Origin of the sequence: Acetobacter sp. DmW_136, assembly GCF_008690365.1 — a bacterium.
Lineage (GTDB): Bacteria > Pseudomonadota > Alphaproteobacteria > Acetobacterales > Acetobacteraceae > Acetobacter > Acetobacter oryzifermentans.
Genome location: NZ_VHON01000024.1, coordinates 44,786 through 64,927 on the forward strand (window position 1 = coordinate 44,786; position 20,142 = coordinate 64,927).

General features: G+C 51.9%; 19 protein-coding genes and 1 tRNA gene. 14 read left to right on the plus strand and 6 right to left on the minus strand.

Features of this window, described 5'->3' with window-relative positions:
* Window positions 1-15: 15 nt before the first annotated feature.
* Together FKW31_RS08445 and FKW31_RS16415 are read left to right on the plus strand one after the other, a co-directional pair.
* On the plus strand, window positions 16-579 hold the full coding sequence (locus FKW31_RS08445; RefSeq protein ID WP_150178308.1) for a Fur family transcriptional regulator: 564 nt from the start codon (window positions 16-18) through the stop codon (window positions 577-579).
* Between the two features lie 188 nt (window positions 580-767).
* Window positions 768-1,121 carry a hypothetical protein gene (locus FKW31_RS16415; protein WP_150178309.1) on the plus strand — a complete coding sequence of 118 codons (354 nt, stop codon included), beginning with the start codon at window positions 768-770 and terminating at the stop codon, window positions 1,119-1,121.
* A 160-nt stretch (window positions 1,122-1,281) separates the two neighbouring features.
* Here FKW31_RS16415 and FKW31_RS08455 read toward each other — a convergent pair whose 3' ends face one another.
* Window positions 1,282-1,980 carry a histone gene (locus tag FKW31_RS08455; protein ID WP_089179550.1) on the minus strand — a complete coding sequence of 233 codons (699 nt, stop codon included), beginning with the start codon at window positions 1,978-1,980 and terminating at the stop codon, window positions 1,282-1,284.
* 318 nt (window positions 1,981-2,298) lie between these two features.
* Here FKW31_RS08455 and mtnA point away from each other — a divergent pair, with 318 nt between their 5' ends.
* The 4 genes from mtnA (at window position 2,299) to FKW31_RS08475 (ending at window position 6,256) form a co-directional block, all read left to right on the plus strand.
* Window positions 2,299-3,396 carry an S-methyl-5-thioribose-1-phosphate isomerase gene (gene mtnA / locus FKW31_RS08460; RefSeq protein WP_150178310.1) on the plus strand — a complete coding sequence of 366 codons (1,098 nt, stop codon included), beginning with the start codon at window positions 2,299-2,301 and terminating at the stop codon, window positions 3,394-3,396.
* A gap of 118 nt (window positions 3,397-3,514) precedes the next feature.
* Entirely contained in the window at window positions 3,515-4,030 is a 516-nt protein-coding gene (ybaK, locus tag FKW31_RS08465) for a Cys-tRNA(Pro) deacylase (RefSeq protein ID WP_150178311.1), read from the plus strand.
* 145 nt (window positions 4,031-4,175) lie between these two features.
* Window positions 4,176-5,102, plus strand: a complete 927-nt coding sequence (locus FKW31_RS08470) for a DUF2272 domain-containing protein (RefSeq protein ID WP_035352356.1) — start codon at window positions 4,176-4,178, stop codon at window positions 5,100-5,102.
* Between the two features lie 113 nt (window positions 5,103-5,215).
* On the plus strand, window positions 5,216-6,256 hold the full coding sequence (locus FKW31_RS08475; protein WP_150178312.1) for a cysteine synthase A: 1,041 nt from the start codon (window positions 5,216-5,218) through the stop codon (window positions 6,254-6,256).
* 72 nt (window positions 6,257-6,328) lie between these two features.
* On the opposite strand, the gene guaA is transcribed toward FKW31_RS08475, so the two are convergent.
* Window positions 6,329-7,930 (minus strand): glutamine-hydrolyzing GMP synthase, encoded by a 1,602-nt coding sequence (guaA, locus tag FKW31_RS08480; protein ID WP_150178313.1) that lies wholly within the window; start codon window positions 7,928-7,930, stop codon window positions 6,329-6,331.
* 219 nt (window positions 7,931-8,149) lie between these two features.
* On the opposite strand from guaA, the gene FKW31_RS08485 reads away from it, so the two are divergent.
* Window positions 8,150-8,602 carry a hypothetical protein gene (locus FKW31_RS08485; protein WP_150178314.1) on the plus strand — a complete coding sequence of 151 codons (453 nt, stop codon included), beginning with the start codon at window positions 8,150-8,152 and terminating at the stop codon, window positions 8,600-8,602.
* 73 nt (window positions 8,603-8,675) lie between these two features.
* Window positions 8,676-8,752: transfer RNA gene (locus FKW31_RS08490), tRNA-Arg, on the plus strand.
* Between the two features lie 113 nt (window positions 8,753-8,865).
* Here FKW31_RS08490 and FKW31_RS08495 read toward each other — a convergent pair.
* Window positions 8,866-10,266 (minus strand): sugar porter family MFS transporter, encoded by a 1,401-nt coding sequence (locus tag FKW31_RS08495; protein ID WP_150178315.1) that lies wholly within the window; start codon window positions 10,264-10,266, stop codon window positions 8,866-8,868.
* A gap of 80 nt (window positions 10,267-10,346) precedes the next feature.
* A complete protein-coding gene (locus tag FKW31_RS08500; RefSeq protein WP_150178316.1) occupies window positions 10,347-11,594 on the minus strand; it encodes a lytic transglycosylase domain-containing protein in 1,248 nt (415 codons plus the stop codon).
* A gap of 265 nt (window positions 11,595-11,859) precedes the next feature.
* On the opposite strand from FKW31_RS08500, the gene FKW31_RS08505 reads away from it, so the two are divergent.
* Window positions 11,860-13,455, plus strand: a complete 1,596-nt coding sequence (locus tag FKW31_RS08505) for an L-lactate permease (RefSeq protein WP_150178317.1) — start codon at window positions 11,860-11,862, stop codon at window positions 13,453-13,455.
* Window positions 13,456-13,540: 85 nt separating this feature from the next.
* Here FKW31_RS08505 and FKW31_RS08510 read toward each other — a convergent pair whose 3' ends face one another.
* Window positions 13,541-13,843 carry a putative quinol monooxygenase gene (locus FKW31_RS08510; RefSeq protein ID WP_035353687.1) on the minus strand — a complete coding sequence of 101 codons (303 nt, stop codon included), beginning with the start codon at window positions 13,841-13,843 and terminating at the stop codon, window positions 13,541-13,543.
* A gap of 149 nt (window positions 13,844-13,992) precedes the next feature.
* Between FKW31_RS08510 and rfaD the strand changes: the two genes are divergently transcribed.
* From rfaD to FKW31_RS08535, 5 genes are read left to right on the plus strand one after another with little or no spacing between them, the layout of a single operon-like run.
* Window positions 13,993-14,973 (plus strand): ADP-glyceromanno-heptose 6-epimerase, encoded by a 981-nt coding sequence (gene rfaD, locus FKW31_RS08515; protein WP_089179563.1) that lies wholly within the window; start codon window positions 13,993-13,995, stop codon window positions 14,971-14,973.
* Window positions 14,974-14,997: 24 nt separating this feature from the next.
* Window positions 14,998-15,837, plus strand: coding sequence for a prolipoprotein diacylglyceryl transferase (gene lgt / locus FKW31_RS08520; protein ID WP_150178318.1), 840 nt, complete (start codon window positions 14,998-15,000; stop codon window positions 15,835-15,837).
* A gap of 8 nt (window positions 15,838-15,845) precedes the next feature.
* A complete protein-coding gene (locus FKW31_RS08525) occupies window positions 15,846-16,874 on the plus strand; it encodes a class I SAM-dependent methyltransferase (RefSeq protein ID WP_150178319.1) in 1,029 nt (342 codons plus the stop codon).
* Window positions 16,871-17,656 (plus strand): peptidoglycan editing factor PgeF, encoded by a 786-nt coding sequence (pgeF, locus tag FKW31_RS08530; RefSeq protein ID WP_150178320.1) that lies wholly within the window; start codon window positions 16,871-16,873, stop codon window positions 17,654-17,656. Before FKW31_RS08525 ends, pgeF begins: the two co-directional genes overlap by 4 nt.
* The gene (locus tag FKW31_RS08535; protein ID WP_150178321.1) at window positions 17,653-18,690 is read left to right on the plus strand and encodes a hypothetical protein; all 1,038 of its coding nucleotides are present in this window, start codon (window positions 17,653-17,655) and stop codon (window positions 18,688-18,690) included. Before pgeF ends, FKW31_RS08535 begins: the two co-directional genes overlap by 4 nt.
* Window positions 18,691-18,738: 48 nt before the next feature.
* On the opposite strand, the gene FKW31_RS08540 is transcribed toward FKW31_RS08535, so the two are convergent.
* Window positions 18,739-20,100, minus strand: a complete 1,362-nt coding sequence (locus tag FKW31_RS08540) for a transglycosylase SLT domain-containing protein (RefSeq protein WP_089179566.1) — start codon at window positions 20,098-20,100, stop codon at window positions 18,739-18,741.
* Window positions 20,101-20,142 lie beyond the last annotated feature (42 nt).

Sequence of the window (20,142 nt, forward strand, 5' to 3'; positions counted from 1 at the left end):
AAATACAGAGAACGGATGATGAACATGCCCCACCCTACGTCTTCTTCCACAGCAACCTCAGCTCATGCCTTTCCTGCGCATATTGAGCATCAACTCGATAAAGCTACTGCTCTATGCACCCAACAAGGTGCGCGAATGACGGCCCAGCGCCGTGATGTGCTCGGGCTTATTCTTATGCATGCGCGTCCAGTTGGGGCATATGATCTGCTGGAAGAACTTAAAACAGCAGAACGGCGCCCCGCCCCTCCTACAGTATATCGGGCACTCGATTTTCTACTTGAACACGGCCTGATCCACCGTATTGAACGCTTGTCTGCTTTTATTCCCTGCACCAATCTGCGCCATTGTTCTCATACGCATGAGCACTCGGAAGCCTGCTTGCATACGGCCCAGTTTCTCATCTGCCGCAACTGCAAAACCGTAACGGAAATAGCGGATACAACTGTTCTGGAAACCCTGAAACACATTTGTAAAAACGAAGACTTTGTAATGCAGAGCACCTCGGTTGAAGTGGAAGGGCTATGTGCAGAGTGTGCATCAAAACGGCCCACAAAAGAGATCCCTCATCAAGGTGCATAATGGGTAATCATCACCTGTTGTCATTACAGAATACATTACCGGGGCTGCCTCTGCCTTTTGCGAAAGAAAGACAACGTACAACCAACTCAAAACCACATCATGTTCAACAGAAGCACCGAACCGACGCGAAAGAAACGCAAACGGACTTATTCTCACTTCCGCTTCTTCCACCCTTACGCACACATTTTTTGCCAGATGAGATCCGTCTGACACGCATACCTTCCTTGGCAGCCACGCACGCCAAGGAAGCAGGCAATTTTCTGTATCATATTACTGATGCCCCCGTAGCATCTCTGTTGTTACAAAACGGGCTTCCCCTAAATAAGCGGCACCCTCTTATGCTAACAGAGCAGAACGGCATTAGTGCGTGGTTGGCAAAGATATCGGAATATCTACACGGCGATGCTTCCGAAAAAGCCGTTATCCTACGGTTGCGCCGTGTTATGGTAGAAGATGCACTTGAACCTGATCTTGACCATACGGCAGAATTTGCAAGCAACTGCTATCTGCTAAGCGGCAACTTTAATCGTACGATTAGCTAAAAAGGGAATTCTATTTTCGCATGCCATCTGCATATCTTCACAGATAGATCCAGAATATTTAATTAAAAAAAAAGCCCACCCCGTTTTACCGGAATGGGCTCTTTTTAAAACAACATTATTTTACTGATAAATCTCTAAACCAGATAAAATACCGTTATATTTAGGATGCCCGGGTGCGACGGGTTGTTTTAGCCTTTGTCTTCCGTGCTGCGGGTGCCTTTGCCGAAGTTTTTTCAGCCTCTGCTGCTGCCAAACGTTCATACCGTTTACGGCGACGTTCTTCCTGCACAATACGCAGCTTTTCCACGGCAGAAAGCTTCTTTTTAGCTGCGGGTTCTACAACACGCACAGTCCGCTTACGGGTTGCTGGAACTGCTGGTTTTGCAACCTTGCTGGCTGCTGTTGCTTTTGGGGTACGTGTAGCACGCACAGGTTTGGCTGCCTCAACCTTAGTAGCTGACTTTGCAGTTTTACGCGTTGATGCAGTGACCGGAGCTTTAGCAGCACGTGTTGCTTTGGTTGCACGCACTGGCTTTTCCACAACGTCTTCCGCTTTGGCTTTAGTGCGCCGCGTTGGCTTGGGGGCAACCTTGCTCTCGGCCTTAGCTGCTACTGTTTTTTTACGTGCCGTTGTTTTAGGCGCTACTGTTTTTTCTTCAGCAGGCTTACGGGCAGCAGCTTTACGCACATAAGAACGGCGTGGCTTAGGAGCTTCTGGCTCTGCTTCAAAATCAAAAAGTTCTTCTACTTCGACAACTTTTGCGCGAGATGTGCGCTTTTTGGGGGTTGCGGCGGCAACTTTACGCTTAGAAACCGTTTTACCCGCAGCAGGTTTTCGGCGGGTTCTTGTCTCACTCATTTTAACTCCCTCTCAACCTCCTTTAAAAATAAGGAGATATATAAACAAAATTTTTAAACTTCAAAACTTCTCTAACTGAAGCACATACCTACAAGAACAGGTATAGCCTTAGATTTTCATTCTACATAACAAATGCTATAGAAAATGCAAAAAAATACTTTCAGATTTAAAGATATATTTCATTCTTCTGATCTATTTACCTTAAAAATGTTCTAAATACGTTCTCAAAAATTTCATGTGCTTGTACCCTGTTGCCCAAAACAGGTAATCATCCTTATATCCTAAACGCAGACCTCTCCTTCTCACGGAACATGCTTCATGAAAATCAATGGCACCTCTTTCCGCAGTGTATGGGTTGATGAAAAAGACCTGTGGTCTATTCATATTTTCGATCAGACACGCCTTCCCTTTTCACTGGACATCCTGCGGCTTACAACTGTTCAGGATGTAGCCCATGCCATTACCAGTATGCAGGTACGTGGTGCTCCGCTTATTGGTGCTGTTGCCGCATATGGTCTGGCATTGGCATTACGCACAGACAGCAGCGATACCAGTCTTGAACAAAACGCAGCCATGCTTGCAGCAACACGCCCTACCGCCATAAATTTGCGTTGGGCGCTTGAAAGAATGCTAAATACTCTCCGGCCTATCCCACCAGAAAGCCGGGTATCCGCTGCTTATGCAGAAGCCCTGCGTATTTGCAATGAAGATGCAGCCCAAAATGAAGCTATTGGCAAGCATGGCCTTAAACTTTTGCAGGATATTGCCGCCAAAAAAGAAAAAGGCCAGCGCCTGAACATTTTAACCCACTGTAATGCTGGATGGATTGCCACAGTGGATTGGGGGACAGCCTTGGCCCCTATTTACATGGCGCATGATCTGGGCCTGAACGTGCATGTGTGGGTAGATGAAACACGCCCACGCAACCAGGGCGCTGCCCTTACTGCATGGGAACTCGGCAGCCACGGTGTTCCGCATACTGTTATTACAGATAATGCAGGAGGCCATATGATGCAGCATGGCCAAGTTGATATTGTTATTGTTGGAACAGACCGCGTAACACGCAATGGAGATGTTGCGAACAAAATAGGCACTTATCTGAAAGCTCTAGCTGCGCAGGACAATAAAATACCATTCTGGGTTGCATTACCTTCTACAACCATAGATTGGCGTATTGCCGATGGTATCCGTGATATTCCTATTGAAGAACGTGCAGCATCCGAAGTTACGCACGTGCAGGGGCGTATGACAGACGGAAAAATAGGTTCCGTGCAAATCACTCCAGATCATAGCCCTGCAGCTAACCCCGCCTTTGATGTCACACCCTCCAGACTTGTAACTGGGCTGATTACAGAAAAAGGCTGCTGCCCTGCTACAGAAAGCGGTCTCCTCGGCCTGTTCCCCAACCATACGTAAAGACCATTCTGCATACCGCCATGTTGCATGGCGGTATGCAGCCTCCATGACTTGACGCTAAGAGTAACTATTGAATAAGCGGAACCATGTGCATGCCTTGCAAAAGGCACAATGCTTCATGGATTTTCCAGAAAGGGCTACCATGTCAGAAACCATTGAAACACCAACAACGCAGTTTCTGACTGCTCATGGCGTTGCCTTTACCCTGCATGATTATGATTATGTATCAGACCCCGGAAAAATTGGCCTACATGCCGCTGCTGGTATTGGTATCGACCAAAACAAGGTTTTTAAAACCCTAATGGTTGAAATTGATAAAAAGCAAATTGTTTGCGTGGCCATTCCTGTTCATAAAAAAATGGACCTGAAAAAAGTAGCCGCCCTGTTTGGGGGACGCAACGCGCGGATGCTGGGTGCAGAAAAAGCCGAAGCCCTAACTGGGTTTAAGGTAGGTGGCATCAGCCCCTTTGGCGCACGCACGCAAGTACCGGTTGTATTGGACGAAAGTGTTCTCAAACTGGATACACTTTATATTAATGGCGGCGGCAGAGGTTTGGTGGTGGCACTTAAACCGGCAGACGCCATCCAGTGCGTCAATGCCCGCATGGCAGATGTAACCGTGCCTGACGCCTGATAACACAGGCGCAAAAAAGAAACAGACGCCGCACAAAAACACAAACCCTCTTCCACCCAGAACAACAGGCGCTTATTGCTATATCATTCAGACTTCCGACCAATGGTTGTCTCGCGCTCCGGATCTGCCGGAGAGTTGTTCTGGTATGGAGACGAGATTGTCACGCAAGCTTACCGTTGCCCTGCTGGCCCCTTTGTGTCTGGCAGCATGTGCCACCCAGCAACCACAGCCAGGTGCACGCCCCACCCCAAGCGCTGCTTCCAGCACCAACGCTTGGAACACAGCCAGTGGTGGCTACGGCTATGGTGGCCATGTGCCGGATTTTGCTACCCGCAATTTTGAGCCCTTTAACCGGCAGGATGTTGTTGGAATTGCCATGCGTGAATGGCGCCTGTTTGGAAGCCCGGTGAATGATGATGACCCGGAACAGCGCCCAGAACCACAAGTGGCCTCTGTTAAGCCAGAACGCGCCCCCGGCCTGTGGGAACGCGTAGGAGAATACTGGTGGATTGGTATGGACCCGGACATGACCGAAACATCATGGACCGGTAAACACGATGCCAACGGCCGACTAACCGACTTTGTGCATGATGGATCTTATGCGTGGTCCGCTGCTTTTATTTCCTACGTTATGCGCGTAGCCGGGGCCAACAGCCGTTTCCCCTATTCTCCCAATCATTCTACTTACATCAACGCAGCAGCTTCTGGGCAATCTCCCATTTTGCGGGCGCAAGACCCTGCAAATTACACCCCAAAACCCGGTGATCTGATCTGCGTTGCACGGGGCCGTAGCAAAGACACTATCCGATTTTCCAGCCTACCAACATCTTACGGGTTTCCTGCCCATTGCGGCTTTGTTGTAGCAGTTGGCCAGAATGGGCAGCCTTTTGGTCGGCAGATCAGCATTATCGGCGGCAATATTGATGATGCCGTGGCCCTGACACATGTACCAACAGACACCCAAGGGCGCCTCACCTCCCCCGATGGTCAGAGCTATGATTCACGCTATCCGTGGGCGGCGGTGCTGGAAGTGCTGTACGATGCTGAACAGGAACCAACAGCTGGCCAATAAAAAAACTGCACAAGCTGCCATGTTCCATCTGTTTGCCCTTGGGGCAGAATTTTCAGGTGGGGCATGATAGTCTGATCAACGCATTATAACGTGACAGCATAAGGTGTAACCAAATGACTGAAAATGCCATTTCCACCCCTCATCCCGGCTGGACCACACTTTCTGCCGACATGCCGGGTGCTGTGGGCGGAACCCCACTGGTACGCCTGCGCAAAGCGTCTGAAGCCACGGGGTGTGATATTTACGGCAAGGCCGAATTCATGAATCCGGGCGGTTCCGTCAAGGATCGTGCAGCGCTGGCTATTATTGAAGATGCAGAACGCCGTGGCGTGCTAAAACCCGGAGGCACCATTGTTGAAGGTACGGCAGGCAACACAGGCATCGGCCTCACACTGGTTGCCAATGCGCGCGGGTATAAATGCGTTATTGTCATGCCCGAAACTCAGAGTCAGGAAAAAATCGGCTTCCTACGTATGATTGGGGCAGACCTTCGCCTTGTACCTGCCAAGCCTTACCGTGATCCGGGCAATTATGTACACGTTTCACGCCGTCTTTCCGAAGAAAACGGATGGGTGTGGGCCAACCAGTTTGACAACATTGCCAACCGTGAAGGCCACCGCGCCACTACCGCACCAGAAATCTGGCAGCAGATGGGCGGCAAGGTAGATGCCTTTACCTGCGCTTGCGGCACAGGCGGCACGCTGGCTGGCGTAGCCTTGGGCCTGCACGATGCAGCCAAACGCGATGGCGTAGCTGCCCCCCGTATTGTGCTGGCAGACCCAGAAGGTTCTGGCCTGTATGGCTGGGTGAAAAGCAATGACCTATCTGTTTCTGGTTCTTCCATTACAGAAGGCATTGGCCAGTCCCGTGTAACGGGCAATCTGGAAGGCGCACCTATTAATGATGCCGAGCGGATTCCAGACCCGGAAGCCCTAGGCATTATTTATAGCCTGCTAGGTGAAGAAGGCCTTTCCGTTGGTGGATCTTCTGGCATTAACGTGGCTTCTGCAATCCGCACCGCACGCAAACTTGGCCCGGGGCATCGAATTGTCACCATTCTTTGCGATGGTGGTGCCCGTTATGAATCCAAACTGTTCAACCCTGAATTTTTACGAGCAAAAAATTTGCCAATCGCACCTTGGTTGAACAAGTAAGATATTTGGCAAGGAACCAATAAAAAAGGCCGGGGGCTTTACAGCCACCCGGCCTTTTTTACGATGGGAAACTTATTCCCACTCAATCGTGCCCGGCGGCTTGGATGTGATATCATACGTAACGCGGTTGATCCCGCGCACTTCGTTTACAATGCGTCCAGCAACACGGGTGAGGAAGCCCATGTCAAACGGATAAACATCTGCTGTCATGCCATCTGTGCTGGTTACGGCACGCAGAGCGCAGGCTTGATCATACGTGCGACCATCGCCCATCACACCAACAGTGCGCACAGGCAACAACACAGTAAAAGCCTGCCAAATGGCATCATACAACCCGGCAGCACGAATTTCTTCCAGAAACACGGAATCGACCTTACGCAGCAGATCCAGTTTTTCCCGCGTGATATTGCCTGGAATACGAATAGCCAGACCCGGCCCCGGAAACGGATGACGCCCGACAATAATTTCAGGAATATCCAGTTCACGCCCCAGATCGCGCACTTCATCCTTGAACAGTTCACGCAGCGGTTCAACCAGCTTCATGTTCATACGGTCTGGCAAGCCACCAACGTTATGGTGCGACTTAATGGTAACGGAAGGACCACCCGTAAAGCTGACGCTTTCAATCACATCCGGATAAAGCGTGCCCTGAGCAAGGAACTGCGCACCACCCAGCTTGGTTGCTTCTTCTTCAAACACTTCCACAAACAGGCGGCCGATGGTTTTCCGCTTGATTTCTGGATCTGTGACACCCTCCAGCGCTTTCAGGAAGATGTCTGAGGCATCACGGTGCACAAGCTGAATGTTGAACTGGCCGCGGAATGTCTTGATAACATCATCCGCTTCCCCAGCACGCAGCATACCGTGATCAACAAAAATACAAGTCAACTGATCGCCAATGGCTTCATGGATCAGTACTGCAGCCACGGAAGAATCCACGCCGCCAGAAAGACCACAGATAACCTTGCCATCACCCACTTGCTCACGAATCCGGGCAATTTCCATTTCACGGAAACCTGCCATCGTCCACGTACCGGAACAGCCCGCTACGTTATGGGTGAAGTTCTTAAGCAATGCTGCGCCATGCGGTGTGTGCACCACTTCCGGGTGGAACTGCACACCATATAAGCGGCGTCCTTCATCTGCGATAACTGCAAACGGTGCACCTTCGCTTACAGCAACTGTGCGGAAACCGGGGGGAAGTTCCACGACACGGTCACCGTGGCTCATCCACACCTGCTCACGCCCACCGCGTGCCCATGCACCACGGAAAAGCGCACAATCTTCTACAATATCAACAAAGGCACGACCGAATTCACGGTGGTCTCCGCTTTCAACCTGTCCGCCAAGCTGTTTGCACATAGCCTGCTGGCCATAGCAAATACCCAGTACAGGCACGGCCATTTCAAACACCACATCTGGCACGCGCGGAGCATCCGGATTGTTCACACTGGCAGGGCCACCAGAAAGAATAATACCACGGGGTGAAAACTGACGAATCCGTTCGGCATCTGCCGTAAACGGCCAGATTTCACAATACACACCACTTTCGCGCACGCGGCGAGCAATAAGCTGCGTAACCTGACTTCCGAAATCCAGAATCAGAATACGGTCATGGTGCAAGGATTCATCCAGCTTGGAAGGCGAAACAGGCGGGGTGGCATCAACAGACATGAACTGCAGGTCTTTCTGATTTCAGTGCCAGAACTGGCTTTTCCTAAGGATGTGTAACCACATATAGGGCTACACGGGCTCTCTTACAGGCGGATATAAAGCCATGCTGTCATGGCGTCACCCTAAAAACCAGAAAGGTGCGCACCTATCCTGCCTGATACCTGCCTTGCCTGTGCCATACACAAGGTACAGATTGCCAACGAAATCAGGAGTTTTTGCATGAAGCACACACGTTTTTCCTGTTGGATGGAATATGGCGCACTGGCTTTGGCTGGCATTGGCTTTTTTTGCACATCGGCACAAGCAGCCAAACAACCTGCCTCTGCCGCAGATGACCCATATGGGGAATGGATTGGCACACTGGTGCAGGATCAAGGCGAAAACTGCCCCGTTAACGGCACATCACTTATGCAGATTGAACCTAAACGCATGATTTTTGTGCCGGAAATGGGCACGCTTATCCTGCGAGGCACGCCTGATAAGAACAAACAGCACTATCATGCCCAGCTTATTCTAAAAGATGCCAAAAACCAGCCGCTTCCCATGGTGTTTGAAGCCCATCCGGCTGGCGAGACGTTTGAAGGCACATACGGAACGCCAGAATGTCGGGCGCATGTTACGCTCCACCGCCCGGCAGACCGAAGCTGGAAAAACTTTCTTGGGAATGACTGACAAAAAAATTTCACTTTTTTACATTTTAGGGGTTGCCGACCTCACCGCCCTCGGCTAAATACCCGCTCACGGCGCACCCGTAGCTCAACTGGATAGAGCACCAGACTACGAATCTGGGGGTTAGAGGTTCGAGTCCTTTCGGGTGCGCCAGAATTTTCCAAGAAAATCTAAATTTCTTTCTGTGCAAGATTTTGCATACGAATTTGCGCTCTTGCCCTTTTAGAATGGACGCATTTTGTCTGCGTCCATTCCTATGCTTTGGTTCAAGAAACCCCGATATTCCGCAGTTTTTTGCCAGACATCAGATTCTGCTCAATTTGTTCCAAGCTGATACCTTTGGTTTCTGGCACAAACAAATATGTCAGCCCTAAAAAGCAGGCATTCAATATGGCAATCATTCCAAAGGTGGCAGAACCACCCAGCAATGCCAGCACACTTAGAAAAGAAGCACCAACAATCATGTTGGCAATCCAGTTTGTAAGCGTGGAAAGCATAATGCCCAGATCCCTACCCTGCATCGGCTGAATTTCCGAACACAGCACCCACACAATCGGCCCGGCGGACATGGCATGCGCTACAATAAAAACCATAATCATAAACACACATGCCATGCGGGATGCCTGATCCACCATACTGCCATGCAGCAGAAGAGATAAGCACGCCATGCTCAGCACCATAATGGCAAAGCCACAATACAGAACTGGCCTGCGCCCCCACTTATCAACCAAACTAATAGCTAGGAATGTTGCCATCACATTCACCAGCCCGATCATGGCAGTACACCACATCTGTGCAGTGCCGACAAAACCTGCGAGCTGAAAAATACGCGGGGCGTAATACATCACCACATTAATACCCGCGAACTGCTGCATAATTTGCAGCAACATACCCAAACCAACCGAACGGCGAAAATTGCTGTTTGCTCGCAATAAGCTCCAGCCATTTTGCTGTGCCTGTAACTGGTTATGAATGGCTTTTATTTCCGCTCGTGCTTCCTGCGGTGTCGCGCGCAGGCTGGTTAGCACTTCCAGCGCTTCGTCCCTACGGCCACGCATCATCAGCCAACGCGGGCTATAAGGCAGAAACAAAACACCAATAACGTAAACAACACCGGGGATGGCAATAACGCCAAACATCCACCGCCATTGTCCGTGGTAGCTGAAAAACGTATCGCTTAAAAACGCCAGAAAAATACCTATCGTAATCATAAGCTGATAGGTGGAAATCATGGCGCCACGGCTGGATTGGTCTGATACCTCCGAAAGATAAAGAGGCGCAGCAAAAGCAGCCACGCCGATGGCCAGCCCCATAAGCAAACGCCCGACTATAAGCACAGGCACAGACCACGCCAAAGCGCAGAGTAAGGAGCCGGCAATAAAAACGCCGCCCCCAAAAACCAAAGACCATTTGCGCCCGGTATGTCGGGTAATCCACCCAGCACATACAGCCCCTACGGCAGCGCCTGCCATCATGGCGCTGACAATCCATTCCTGCGCCAGGGTAGAGGCATGAAAATCCTGCGCCAGAAAATCTAACGCTCCGGAAATAACACCAATATCCAAACCGGACATTAAACCAGCTGTTGCAGCCAGAACACCAACAACCACAACCTTTATGGGAAAAGTACTTTCTGTTCCCTTATCAGGCATTGCTGCGTTTTCCATTTATTGTTCCACTTTGTTTTTCTGGAAGACGCAGTGGCTTTACAGGTAATTGGATCAAAAGGGAAAAGACTTTCCTTCCGCTACCCTCCGCGCACCTCAATACACGGCAAAGAACGTGCCCGTAGCACCTGACAAACATCTGCCGGGCCAGTATTTTGGGCCGTAATAAACTGCGCCCGATAATAAGACCGCCCCGCCACGGAAGCCTGTGTAACAGTAGGGCGCACAGATAAAGCATGCGCTGTTAACAGACGGCGTACCGAGTCTAGCGTGCGCTGGGCCTCGGCATAGGATGCAAAAGCCCCAACCTGTACCGCGCCGGATGATCTTCCATGCAAAGGTGATGAAGGCAGTGTGAGAACATGCGCAGGGGTGGAAGAAGCATAATGCCTTTGTGCTGAAGGTAAATTGTAAGCCGCAGTTTGCACTGGTGTAATACGAGGCGCTACCGCAAGCGGGGTAGCTATTACCGCCTGATCTGAAATGCTAACCGGTTGGGCCTGTGCAACTTCTACAGGAGCTGCCTCTTCAACCGGTTGCGGATCAGGATGCGGCGTATCTCTATCCATCAAACAAGGGGTTGAGGGATCATACGCTGCATTAGGATCACGCAAGCAGCCATCGGCTGTGCGCGCAAGATCCGCTCGTGCATATTCTGCCACAGGAGCAGCTGCCACAGATGAACCTACGCTGGCTACCATGACAGAAGCAGAGGACGGAGCAAAACTGCCTGTTGGTGCCGTTGTTGTGCCTAAATGTGGCGTAATGGATGCAACATAATTCACCGTTTCATCCGGCAAAGGCCGCCCGGATGTTAAGTAATCATCCACGCGCTGCGGGCCTGCATTGTAGGCTGCCAAAAATCCTGGTGCGCCATAATGATCATACATCTGGCGGATATAACCTGCGCCTGCCATGATATTATCATGCGGGTTATACGGATCTCCCCCCAGATTGAACTGGCTTTGCATATCCGCATAAGTAGCAGGCATAAGCTGCATTAGCCCCATTGCGCCAGCAGATGACGTTGTAAGCTGACCATCCAGATACTGATGCCCGCCCGATTCCTGCTGCATCACAGCGCGTATCCAGCTTTCCGGTATGGAAAAACGCTGCGATGCTTCTTTTATGTATGGCCCCCAAGGATCTTCTGCCGAACCTACAGGCCTATAGGCAGCTGGGTTGGCTTCTGATCTTTCATATGCGGCCTGATAATACGCCTGAGAGGAGGCATATCCCCCGGGTCTGACGGCAGGTGTCGCGCACCCCGCCAACCCCAGCATGAGCGCAGCATATACTATTTGCCGTTGCTGAACCCGAAAAGACACCCGCTGTCCCCTTCCGTATGAACTTCTGCCATAAGGCTTGTCCCATAAACTTGCGACAAAAAGCACGGATTACGGGACACCCCCACATCTATTACCAATATGTCATTTTCATGGAAGGTGGCTGTTAAGCGGCCTTATCTAAAAGTTCCCTCATCACAACATATTGTTATAACGACATTTTTTCTTGCATCACGCCGCAACCGCCCGCTTAAGATTGCTTTATCCCCCACATAAGAAGGGGAATAACGCCTATTCAGGAACTGCCATGTTCATACAGCCACTTGTTCCGGCGGGGCACAGCCTTGTGCTGTCATTTCTGCTCGCGGCCTCACCTATTATCGTGACACTCTTTGTTATGGGTATTCTACGCCGTCCGGCATGGCAGGCCACCCTGGGCGGCTTAATTGTCGGGTTGCTTGTTGCCATCACCATCTGGGGGCTACCAGCCAAACTGGCAGTCGCCAGCATCAGCAACGGCGTTGTATTTTCTCTTCTGCCAGTTATGTGGATCGCACTTTCTGCACTCTTTCTGTTCAATGTGGCCGTGCAAAATGGGCGGTTTGATGCCTTCCGAGACTGGATTATCCAACACGTTCCCAATGATAGGCGCATCATGCTGGTGGTGCTGGGCTTCTGCTTTAGTGCTGCATTGGAAGGCGTGGCTGGATTTGGCACACCTGTAGCCATTACCAGCGCTTTACTGATCATGCTGGGTTTTCCGGCACTGGATGCCCTTACTTATGTGCTGATCTTTAACTCCGCACCGGTAGCCTTTGGTGGCTTGGGTATTCCTGTTACCGTTCTGGGCTCTATTACAGGCTTACCAGCAGATGTGCTGGGGGCAACCATTGGGCGGCAGCTTACTCCCTTTGCTCTGCTTATTCCCTTTTACGTTATGGCGCTTTACGGCGGGTGGCGTTCCGTCCGGCAGACATGGCCTGTGCTGCTGGTAGCCGGTGGCAGCTTTGCCCTGACACTACTGGTTATCTCTGGTGCCGGACTTTACAGCCTCAGCAACGTGCTTTCTTCCAGCGTAGCGCTTGTTGCTACCATTGGCTTCCTGCGTTTTTGGAAACCAGCATCAGACCCACAATACGCTATTGATCTCAGCGGCTTGAACAGTCAGCAAGCTGGCGCGGCTCCTGCTGTTCCCCGCTGGCAAGGATGGATTCCTTGGATCACGGTTATTGCTGTGGTGATTGCGTGGGATGCCCTGCATATTGCCAAAATTGGCACGCTGCCCATTCATTGGCCTGGGCTGGATAATGCGGTGTTTATCTCTCTTTACAAAACGCCTTATGCCGCTGTGTGGAAGTTTGAACCATTGGGCACAGGCACGGCCATTTTGGTTGCTACCATTCTAACAGCCCTGTTCACCCGCACCACGTTGCAACAATTTGGCACGGCTGCCCGCACCACACTCAAGCAGGGTTGGCTGGCTGTCGTAACTGTTGCACTCACAATTGGGCTGGCGTTTTTGATGAACTATTCCGGCATGACCTATACTTTAGGGTATGCGGTTTCCTCCGCTGGTATGGTCTTTCCGCTGGTTTCTGTTTTCCTAGGCTGGATTGCCGTGTTCCTGACAGGAAGTGATACCTCTGGCAATGCGCTTTTCGGCAACTTGCAGGTGGCCGCAGCGCATCAGCTTTCGCTAGACCCGGTGCTGTTTGCTTCTGCAAACTCGTCCGGCGGTGTCATGGGCAAAATGATCTCCCCCCAGAACATCACTACCGGCGTATCTGTAACATCCTTGAAAGGTCAGGAAGGCACTGTGCTGGCGCGCACCTTTAAGCACAGCCTGTTTTTAACCTTCTGTATCGGACTGGTGGTTGTTTTCCAGCAGTTTGTGCTGCGATAGCAGCCTTATTTTACTCGGTAACCCAAAACAAAAACGGCCCCATACAAGTGGGGCCGTTTTTTTATGCAGATTTCAGCGTATGCGTTCAGGCACCGGGCAAAGGCTGCAAAATATGAAGCTGAATTGGCTTTTCCAACAGCGGGCTAATTTCTGCTGCAAGTGTTTTAAAATGCGGTGTTTCCATATGATCCTGCAATGCCTTACGGCTTGCCCAACGTTCTACAAAAACAAATGTCTGCGGATCATCCAGATCACGGTTGGGCACGTACTGGCTGTTGGTGCTTTCTGCACGAGATGGCTTGATGCACGCCACCATAGCCCGCGCCACTTTTTCCTCTGTGCCCGGCTTTACCTTTAAAAAAGCAACAACTGTAATTTCTTCGCTCATGCTACGGGCCTCTTTCCTGATAAATTGCAATTACGCGTAAATAGTAGGCAATATATTGCGCTCTGACTACGGGATGAAACACCACCTCTGAACACATCAGGCATTTGACAGCTTGGAGTGTGCGAAGCCGCCCATTATACTCCCGCACCATGATAGTAATTACAGGGGGAGCCGGTTTTATCGGCTCATGCCTACAGGCAGCATTGGCCGCCAGAGGGCTGGAAACCATAATTGTTGATTGGCTTGGGCAGGAAGGCAAATGGCGCAATGTGTCCCAACATGCACCAACACGCCTGATTGCCCCAGAAAACCTGGAAGATTTTCTGGCGACCACCCCCAAAATAGACACCATCTTCCATATGGGCGCTATTAGTGAGACCACCGCAACAGATGGTGATCTGGTGTGGCGCACCAATGTCGAACTCTCGCAAACACTATGGGACTGGTGCACACGCAACCGCGCAAGATTTATTTATGCGTCTTCCGCCGCCACATATGGCGCAGCGGATAAACCCGAACTTTTTAATGATGATCCGGGGCATCTCTCACAACTGCGGCCACTCAATTTGTACGGCTGGTCCAAACACGTGTTTGATCAACACGTTACCACCACGCTGGATCAGCACACACCGCGCCCGCCACAATGGGCCGGACTAAAGTTCTTTAACGTTTACGGGCCGAACGAATACCACAAAGGCAAAATGATCTCTGTGGTGAAAGTGAAGTATGATGAGGTTAAATCTGGCCAACCCGCCCGTTTGTTCCGGTCTGATAGGCCAGACATTGCAGATGGCATGCAGGCCCGTGACTTCATATGGGTGGGTGATGTCGTAAACGTTATGCTCTGGCTGTATGATAACCCGGAGGTATCAGACCTGTTTAACTGCGGCACCGGCACAGCACGCACGTATCTGGATCTGGCCCATGCCGTGTGCGATGCCATTGGCTGCGAGCGCCAGATAGAATTTATTGATATGCCCCAAAGCTTGCGCGGGCAGTATCAATCCTACACACAAGCAGATCTTTCCCGCCTGCGGGCCGCTGGTTACACTGGCCAGTTCACATCCCTGGAAGAGGGCGTTAAACGCTACGTGCAAGATTATCTTGCCACGGATAATCCCTATCTCTGACCCAGCCATACCGGATCACCCATCATGCTTCCTGTTCTGATGTTTCCTCAGTTTAACCCGGTGCTGGTGCATGTCGGGCCATTTGCCATACGGTGGTATGCGCTCTCCTATATCATCGGCATTGTGCTGGGTATTACGCTGCTGCGGCGCTTGGTTAATCTTCCTCCGCGTGCTGGCACGCCAGAACTGGCGGATGACTTTCTGGCTTGGGTAACCCTTGGTATTCTAATGGGTGGGCGGCTAGGATACGTGCTGTTTTACCAACCCGGCTATTACATCACGCACCCTCTGGCCATGCTGGAAGTATGGCATGGGGGTATGTCCTTCCATGGCGGCGCGCTTGGCGTCATTATCGCCATGATGCTGTTTACATGGCGCCATAAGTTGAACTTTCTGGCCTTTGCAGACCGCGTTACCATTGCCGTGCCTATTGGCTTAGGGCTGGGCCGCATAGCCAACTTTATCAATGGGGAATTATGGGGACGAGAAGCTCCACCCTCTCTGCCGTGGGCCATGATCTTTCCCGATGGCGGGCCAATCCCGCGGCATCCCTCACAACTTTATGAGGCACTAACAGAAGGGCTGCTGCTTTTTCTGGTTATGTTTGCAGCATCTCGCAAGCTCTCTATCCGTGAACGCCCCGGTTTTCTTGCAGGTCTGTTTTTGGCTGGTTATGCCTGCGCACGCAGTTTTTGCGAGTTTTTCCGGGAACCGGATTCATTCCTTGGGTTTCTGCCTGGCGGCATTACCATGGGGCAACTGCTGTGCTGCCCTATGCTGGCAGCAGGCATTGCGCTTATGGTGTATGCCAACCGCCACCCGGTTTACGAAGGCATTCCCCCAGAAGCAGAAGCCAAGCCATAATTACGCGCATGCCTTCCTCTTTGCCTCCACAAGCTGAAAGGCTGGATGTATTTATGGCGCGTGCCAATGCCCGCTATTATGCTACCACGCCTTTGCTTTCAGACTTTATTACCGCACCCGAAATCTCTCAGGTTTTTGGCGAACTTCTAGGGGCTTGGGCCGCTACGGTCTGGCAGAGTATGGGTTGCCCTGCACACGTTATCCTTGCAGAAGCCGGGCCGGGGCGTGGCACACTTATGGCAGACGCGCTACGGCTAATTACACGCTGTGCACCAGATTTTGCGCGTGCGCTTGATGTGCATCTGATAGAAATCTCTCCCCTTATGCGGCAGGCGCAAAAGCAAGCCCTTGCACCTTACATGGTGCCCACATGGCATAACCGGATAGAAGACCTTCCCTCTGGCCCGCTTATCCTGCTGGGAAATGAATTTCTGGATGCCCTGCCCATTCGCCAGTTTATGCAAACGCCTTCTGGCTGGCACGAACGCTACGTAATGGATCAGACATTTCATCTTGTTCCATGTGCCGCACCAACATTGCCAGACGACAGAAAACTGGAAGCAAACACCATTGTAGAACTTTGCGAACCCGCGCTGGAGGTTGCACGCCATCTAGGGCAACGTTTCGCAGCTCAACCGGGTGTGGCGCTGTTTATTGATTACGGCCACCATTCCACCCTAACGGGAGATTCTCTTCAGGCACTACGCCATGCACGCTCAACACATCCGTTGGAAGCTGCCGGAGAAGCTGATCTGACAGCGCATGTTGATTTCACGGCCTTTGGCGCTACGGCCCAACAGGCTGGGGCCTGTGTTTATGGTGCAGAAACGCAAGGTGCATTTTTGCGTGCATTAGGCCTTATGGAGCGCACCGAACAACTGGCCACGCGCGCAACAGCAGAAGATGCCGCCATCCTGCGCAGCGCCGCACATCGGCTGGCCGCCCCAGAGAAAATGGGGCATCTGTTCCGTGTTATGGCTCTTGCCTCTCCCAGCTTGCCCTCACCTCCCGGCTTCATGAAAGGAGCGGACGTATGACTACAACGCTCTCACCTCTCACCAGCCCTTTACTTGGGCATACACGCCACGGATTTTTCACGCGGGAAGGCGGTGTTTCCACCGGCCCTTACGCCAGCCTCAACTGCTCTACAAAATCTGGCGACACCCCACAGAATCTGGCTGAAAATCGCAGACGGGTTGCAACGCATCTGGGTGTGCAGGCAAGCCATTTGCTAGGTGTCACACAAGTGCATGGCCGCGCTGTGATAACCGCCACAGCCCCTTGGCCACCCGGCACAGGCGCGCCGGCTGATGCGCTTGTAACCAATCGGCCAGATATTGCCATTGGCGTTATTACCGCAGATTGCGCACCCGTTTTGTTTGCCAATGCAGAAGGCACCATTGTTGGCGCCGCCCATGCAGGCTGGCGCGGTGCTTTGGCTGGGATTTTGGAATCCACACTGGAAGCCATGAAGGCCCTTGGCGCTAACATGGAAAGTATTAGCGCTGTTGTTGGGCCCTGCATTGCTCAGGAAAGCTACGAAACAGCCGAAGATATGCATACGGCCATCACTACGGCAGATAAACAGGCGGCTCGCTTTTTTGCTCCGGGCACACGCGCTGGCCATTATCAGTTTGATCTGGCGGGTTGGTGCGTTTTTCGGCTGCAACAAGCCGGAGTGCGTAATGCTGCCGCATTAGGCGTTGATACACTCTCTGACGAAAAACGCTTTTTTAGCCATCGCCGCCGCACTCTGGCTGGTGGTGGACAGATTGGACACCAGATTTCAGCGATTGCTACGGGACTTCAGAACGGATGAACCGCCTTTTACGCCATGCTGCCTTGCCGCTTTCCTCTCTACTGCTCTTGGCAGGGTGTTTGGATGTGCCGCATCCGTTTTCCAACCCCGGCAAAGCTGGGTCAAAACTTGCAGCCAATGCGCCGCCATCCCGGTTAGATATTCCCACGCCTACAGATTCTTTGCTGTCTGATGCCTCTGCCCAGATATGGGCCAAAGATGTTGCATCGGAACTTCTACAGCAAACCATTCCAGCCATTGCCCAACCCACAAGGCCTGGAGACTGGTGGCTGAAAATGCGAGCAGAACTGCGAGGCGATCAGGTTGTACCAATTTACACAATCATGACGCCTAAAAACCAAATTCGCGCTACGCAGGAAGGGCAAGCTGTACCCGCGGCCCAGTGGTCTGCCGGAGATGCACCTTTCTTTACACTGGTTGCGCAGGATGCCGCACCACGTATTTCATCTGTGCTAACGGGTATTCAGGCGGATGATATGGAAAAAGACCCACACAGTCTCAAGCATCGTGCTGCACGGGTTTATTTTACAGGTGTAACCGGCGCACCGGGTGACGGCAATGTGTCTTTGGCCCGTGCCTTCACAGCCTCTTTCCGAGACAGTGAAGATACAATCCAGAACTCAAAAGAAAATGCTGATTTCACGGTTCATTCCACCGTTAAACTGACGCCCGGCCCAGTAGGCACGCTGGGGCATCCGCAACAGCATATCGAAATTGTCTGGAGCGTTGTGGACAAGGAAGGCAAGGAAGCCGGTGCGGCAACACAGCTCCATGATATTGATGCACACTCCCTAGATAATTATTGGGGGGATGTTGCCGTTGCTGCTGCGCAAGAAGCTGCCGCAGCCGTTAAACAAATTATCGGTCGCTATTCTGGGCGAGATAATGCACCATTAGGTGCGCCCGGTGCACCCCAGCCAGCACAGGCACAGGCACAGGCACAGGCACAGGCAGCTCAAGCGGCTATTACCACAAACGGCAATACAAGTGGCCCGACACGGCAAAACCAACCTGTGGCCCCGGCTCTACCATAAGAAAAATGGATATATTTTTGTGCCTATATCACTTAATAGGCACAAAAATCAGGAACGCGAACCGGGGGAAATCACCACGCAGCCACTTAGCTTGCGGCAAGCATCCAATGCTTCTTCGTGCGAAAGATTGGTCAGCCTAGCTCGATACAATTTGCCCGTTTTGGCCTGAACACTCGCAATTTGCGCACGTGCGCCAGAAAGGGCTGCCCGGTTGCGCGCTTGCCCGGTTGCACTTTGCGCCATGGATTGCGTGCCAAACGCACCCACCTGAATAGCCCATGTTTTGGACTCATCGCCACGTGTACGATGTGTCAGTAATGGCGCAGGTTCTGCGTGTGCAGCAGAAAACATCTGTATGCGCCGTTGAGACGTGCTCCCCAACACAAGGCGGGAAGGTGCTGTAGGTTGTTCTGGCGGGTTAGGAATAGGATCAGACGCATCTGCCACCTGCACTGGCGCAGTTGAGGCCGCTGTTTCGGAAGATCCTAGCCGCTGCGCCCAAGCTGCACGCACATCTGCCGGGCTTTCTGTCAGCCCGCTAATGCGGCCTTTACGGGCAACAGGCTGCCATTCTGGTGTATAGGATGTGGTTGCGGCATCTCCATCATTCCCCACCACTTCAGCCAGTTGCACCGGTTGTGCACCACTATTGCCGCTCCGCTGCGCCCAAGCAGATTTAACGGAGTTCACTTCCCCTACAGATTGAATAGGCTGGTAGGACTGGGCCATGCTATCATGGCTGGCAACCAACAAATCTGCCTGAGAGCGATTGGTCGGAGAAATCCCGACAATCCTGCGCCCGATAGAGGCTACATAATTCCGGGTTTCACGCGGGAGCGTACGGTTGCGCGTCAGAAAATCTTCCAGCCTTCCGGGGCCTGCATTGTAAGCCGCCAAAAAACCCGGAGAACCATACACATCATACAACTGGCGAATATAACCCGTGCCCGCCATAATATTATCATGCGGGTCAAACGCATCATCACCCAAGCTATAGGCTTGGCGCATTTCATCATATGTGGGAGGCATGAGCTGCATCAGCCCCATAGCCCCCGGCCCGGATGTGACAAGCTGCCCATTATGAAAAAGCCTGCCGCCCGATTCTTGCTGAATAACCGCGCGTATCCATGCATCCGGCACATCAAACCGCTTTGATGCTTCCTGAATATACGGCCCCCAAGGATCTTGCGCTGTGCCAGGTGGTGCGTAATAGGAACGCGCATGCGCCCGATACCGTGCGGCTTCTTCCGCCACAGGCATGGTAATATCATCCCCACTGGGCTGATTTGCACAGGCAGAAAGTAACGCCAAAAGCCCCAGAATAACTGAACCTTTAGTAGCGCGGGCCAATCTTTTGCCTCGCCATGCCACAGAACACCGCTTATGCTGGCTGACCTGTTTGGATGTCATGCTGTCTGGTCATCCCATTCATGGAAGGCAAGGCACCGGCTT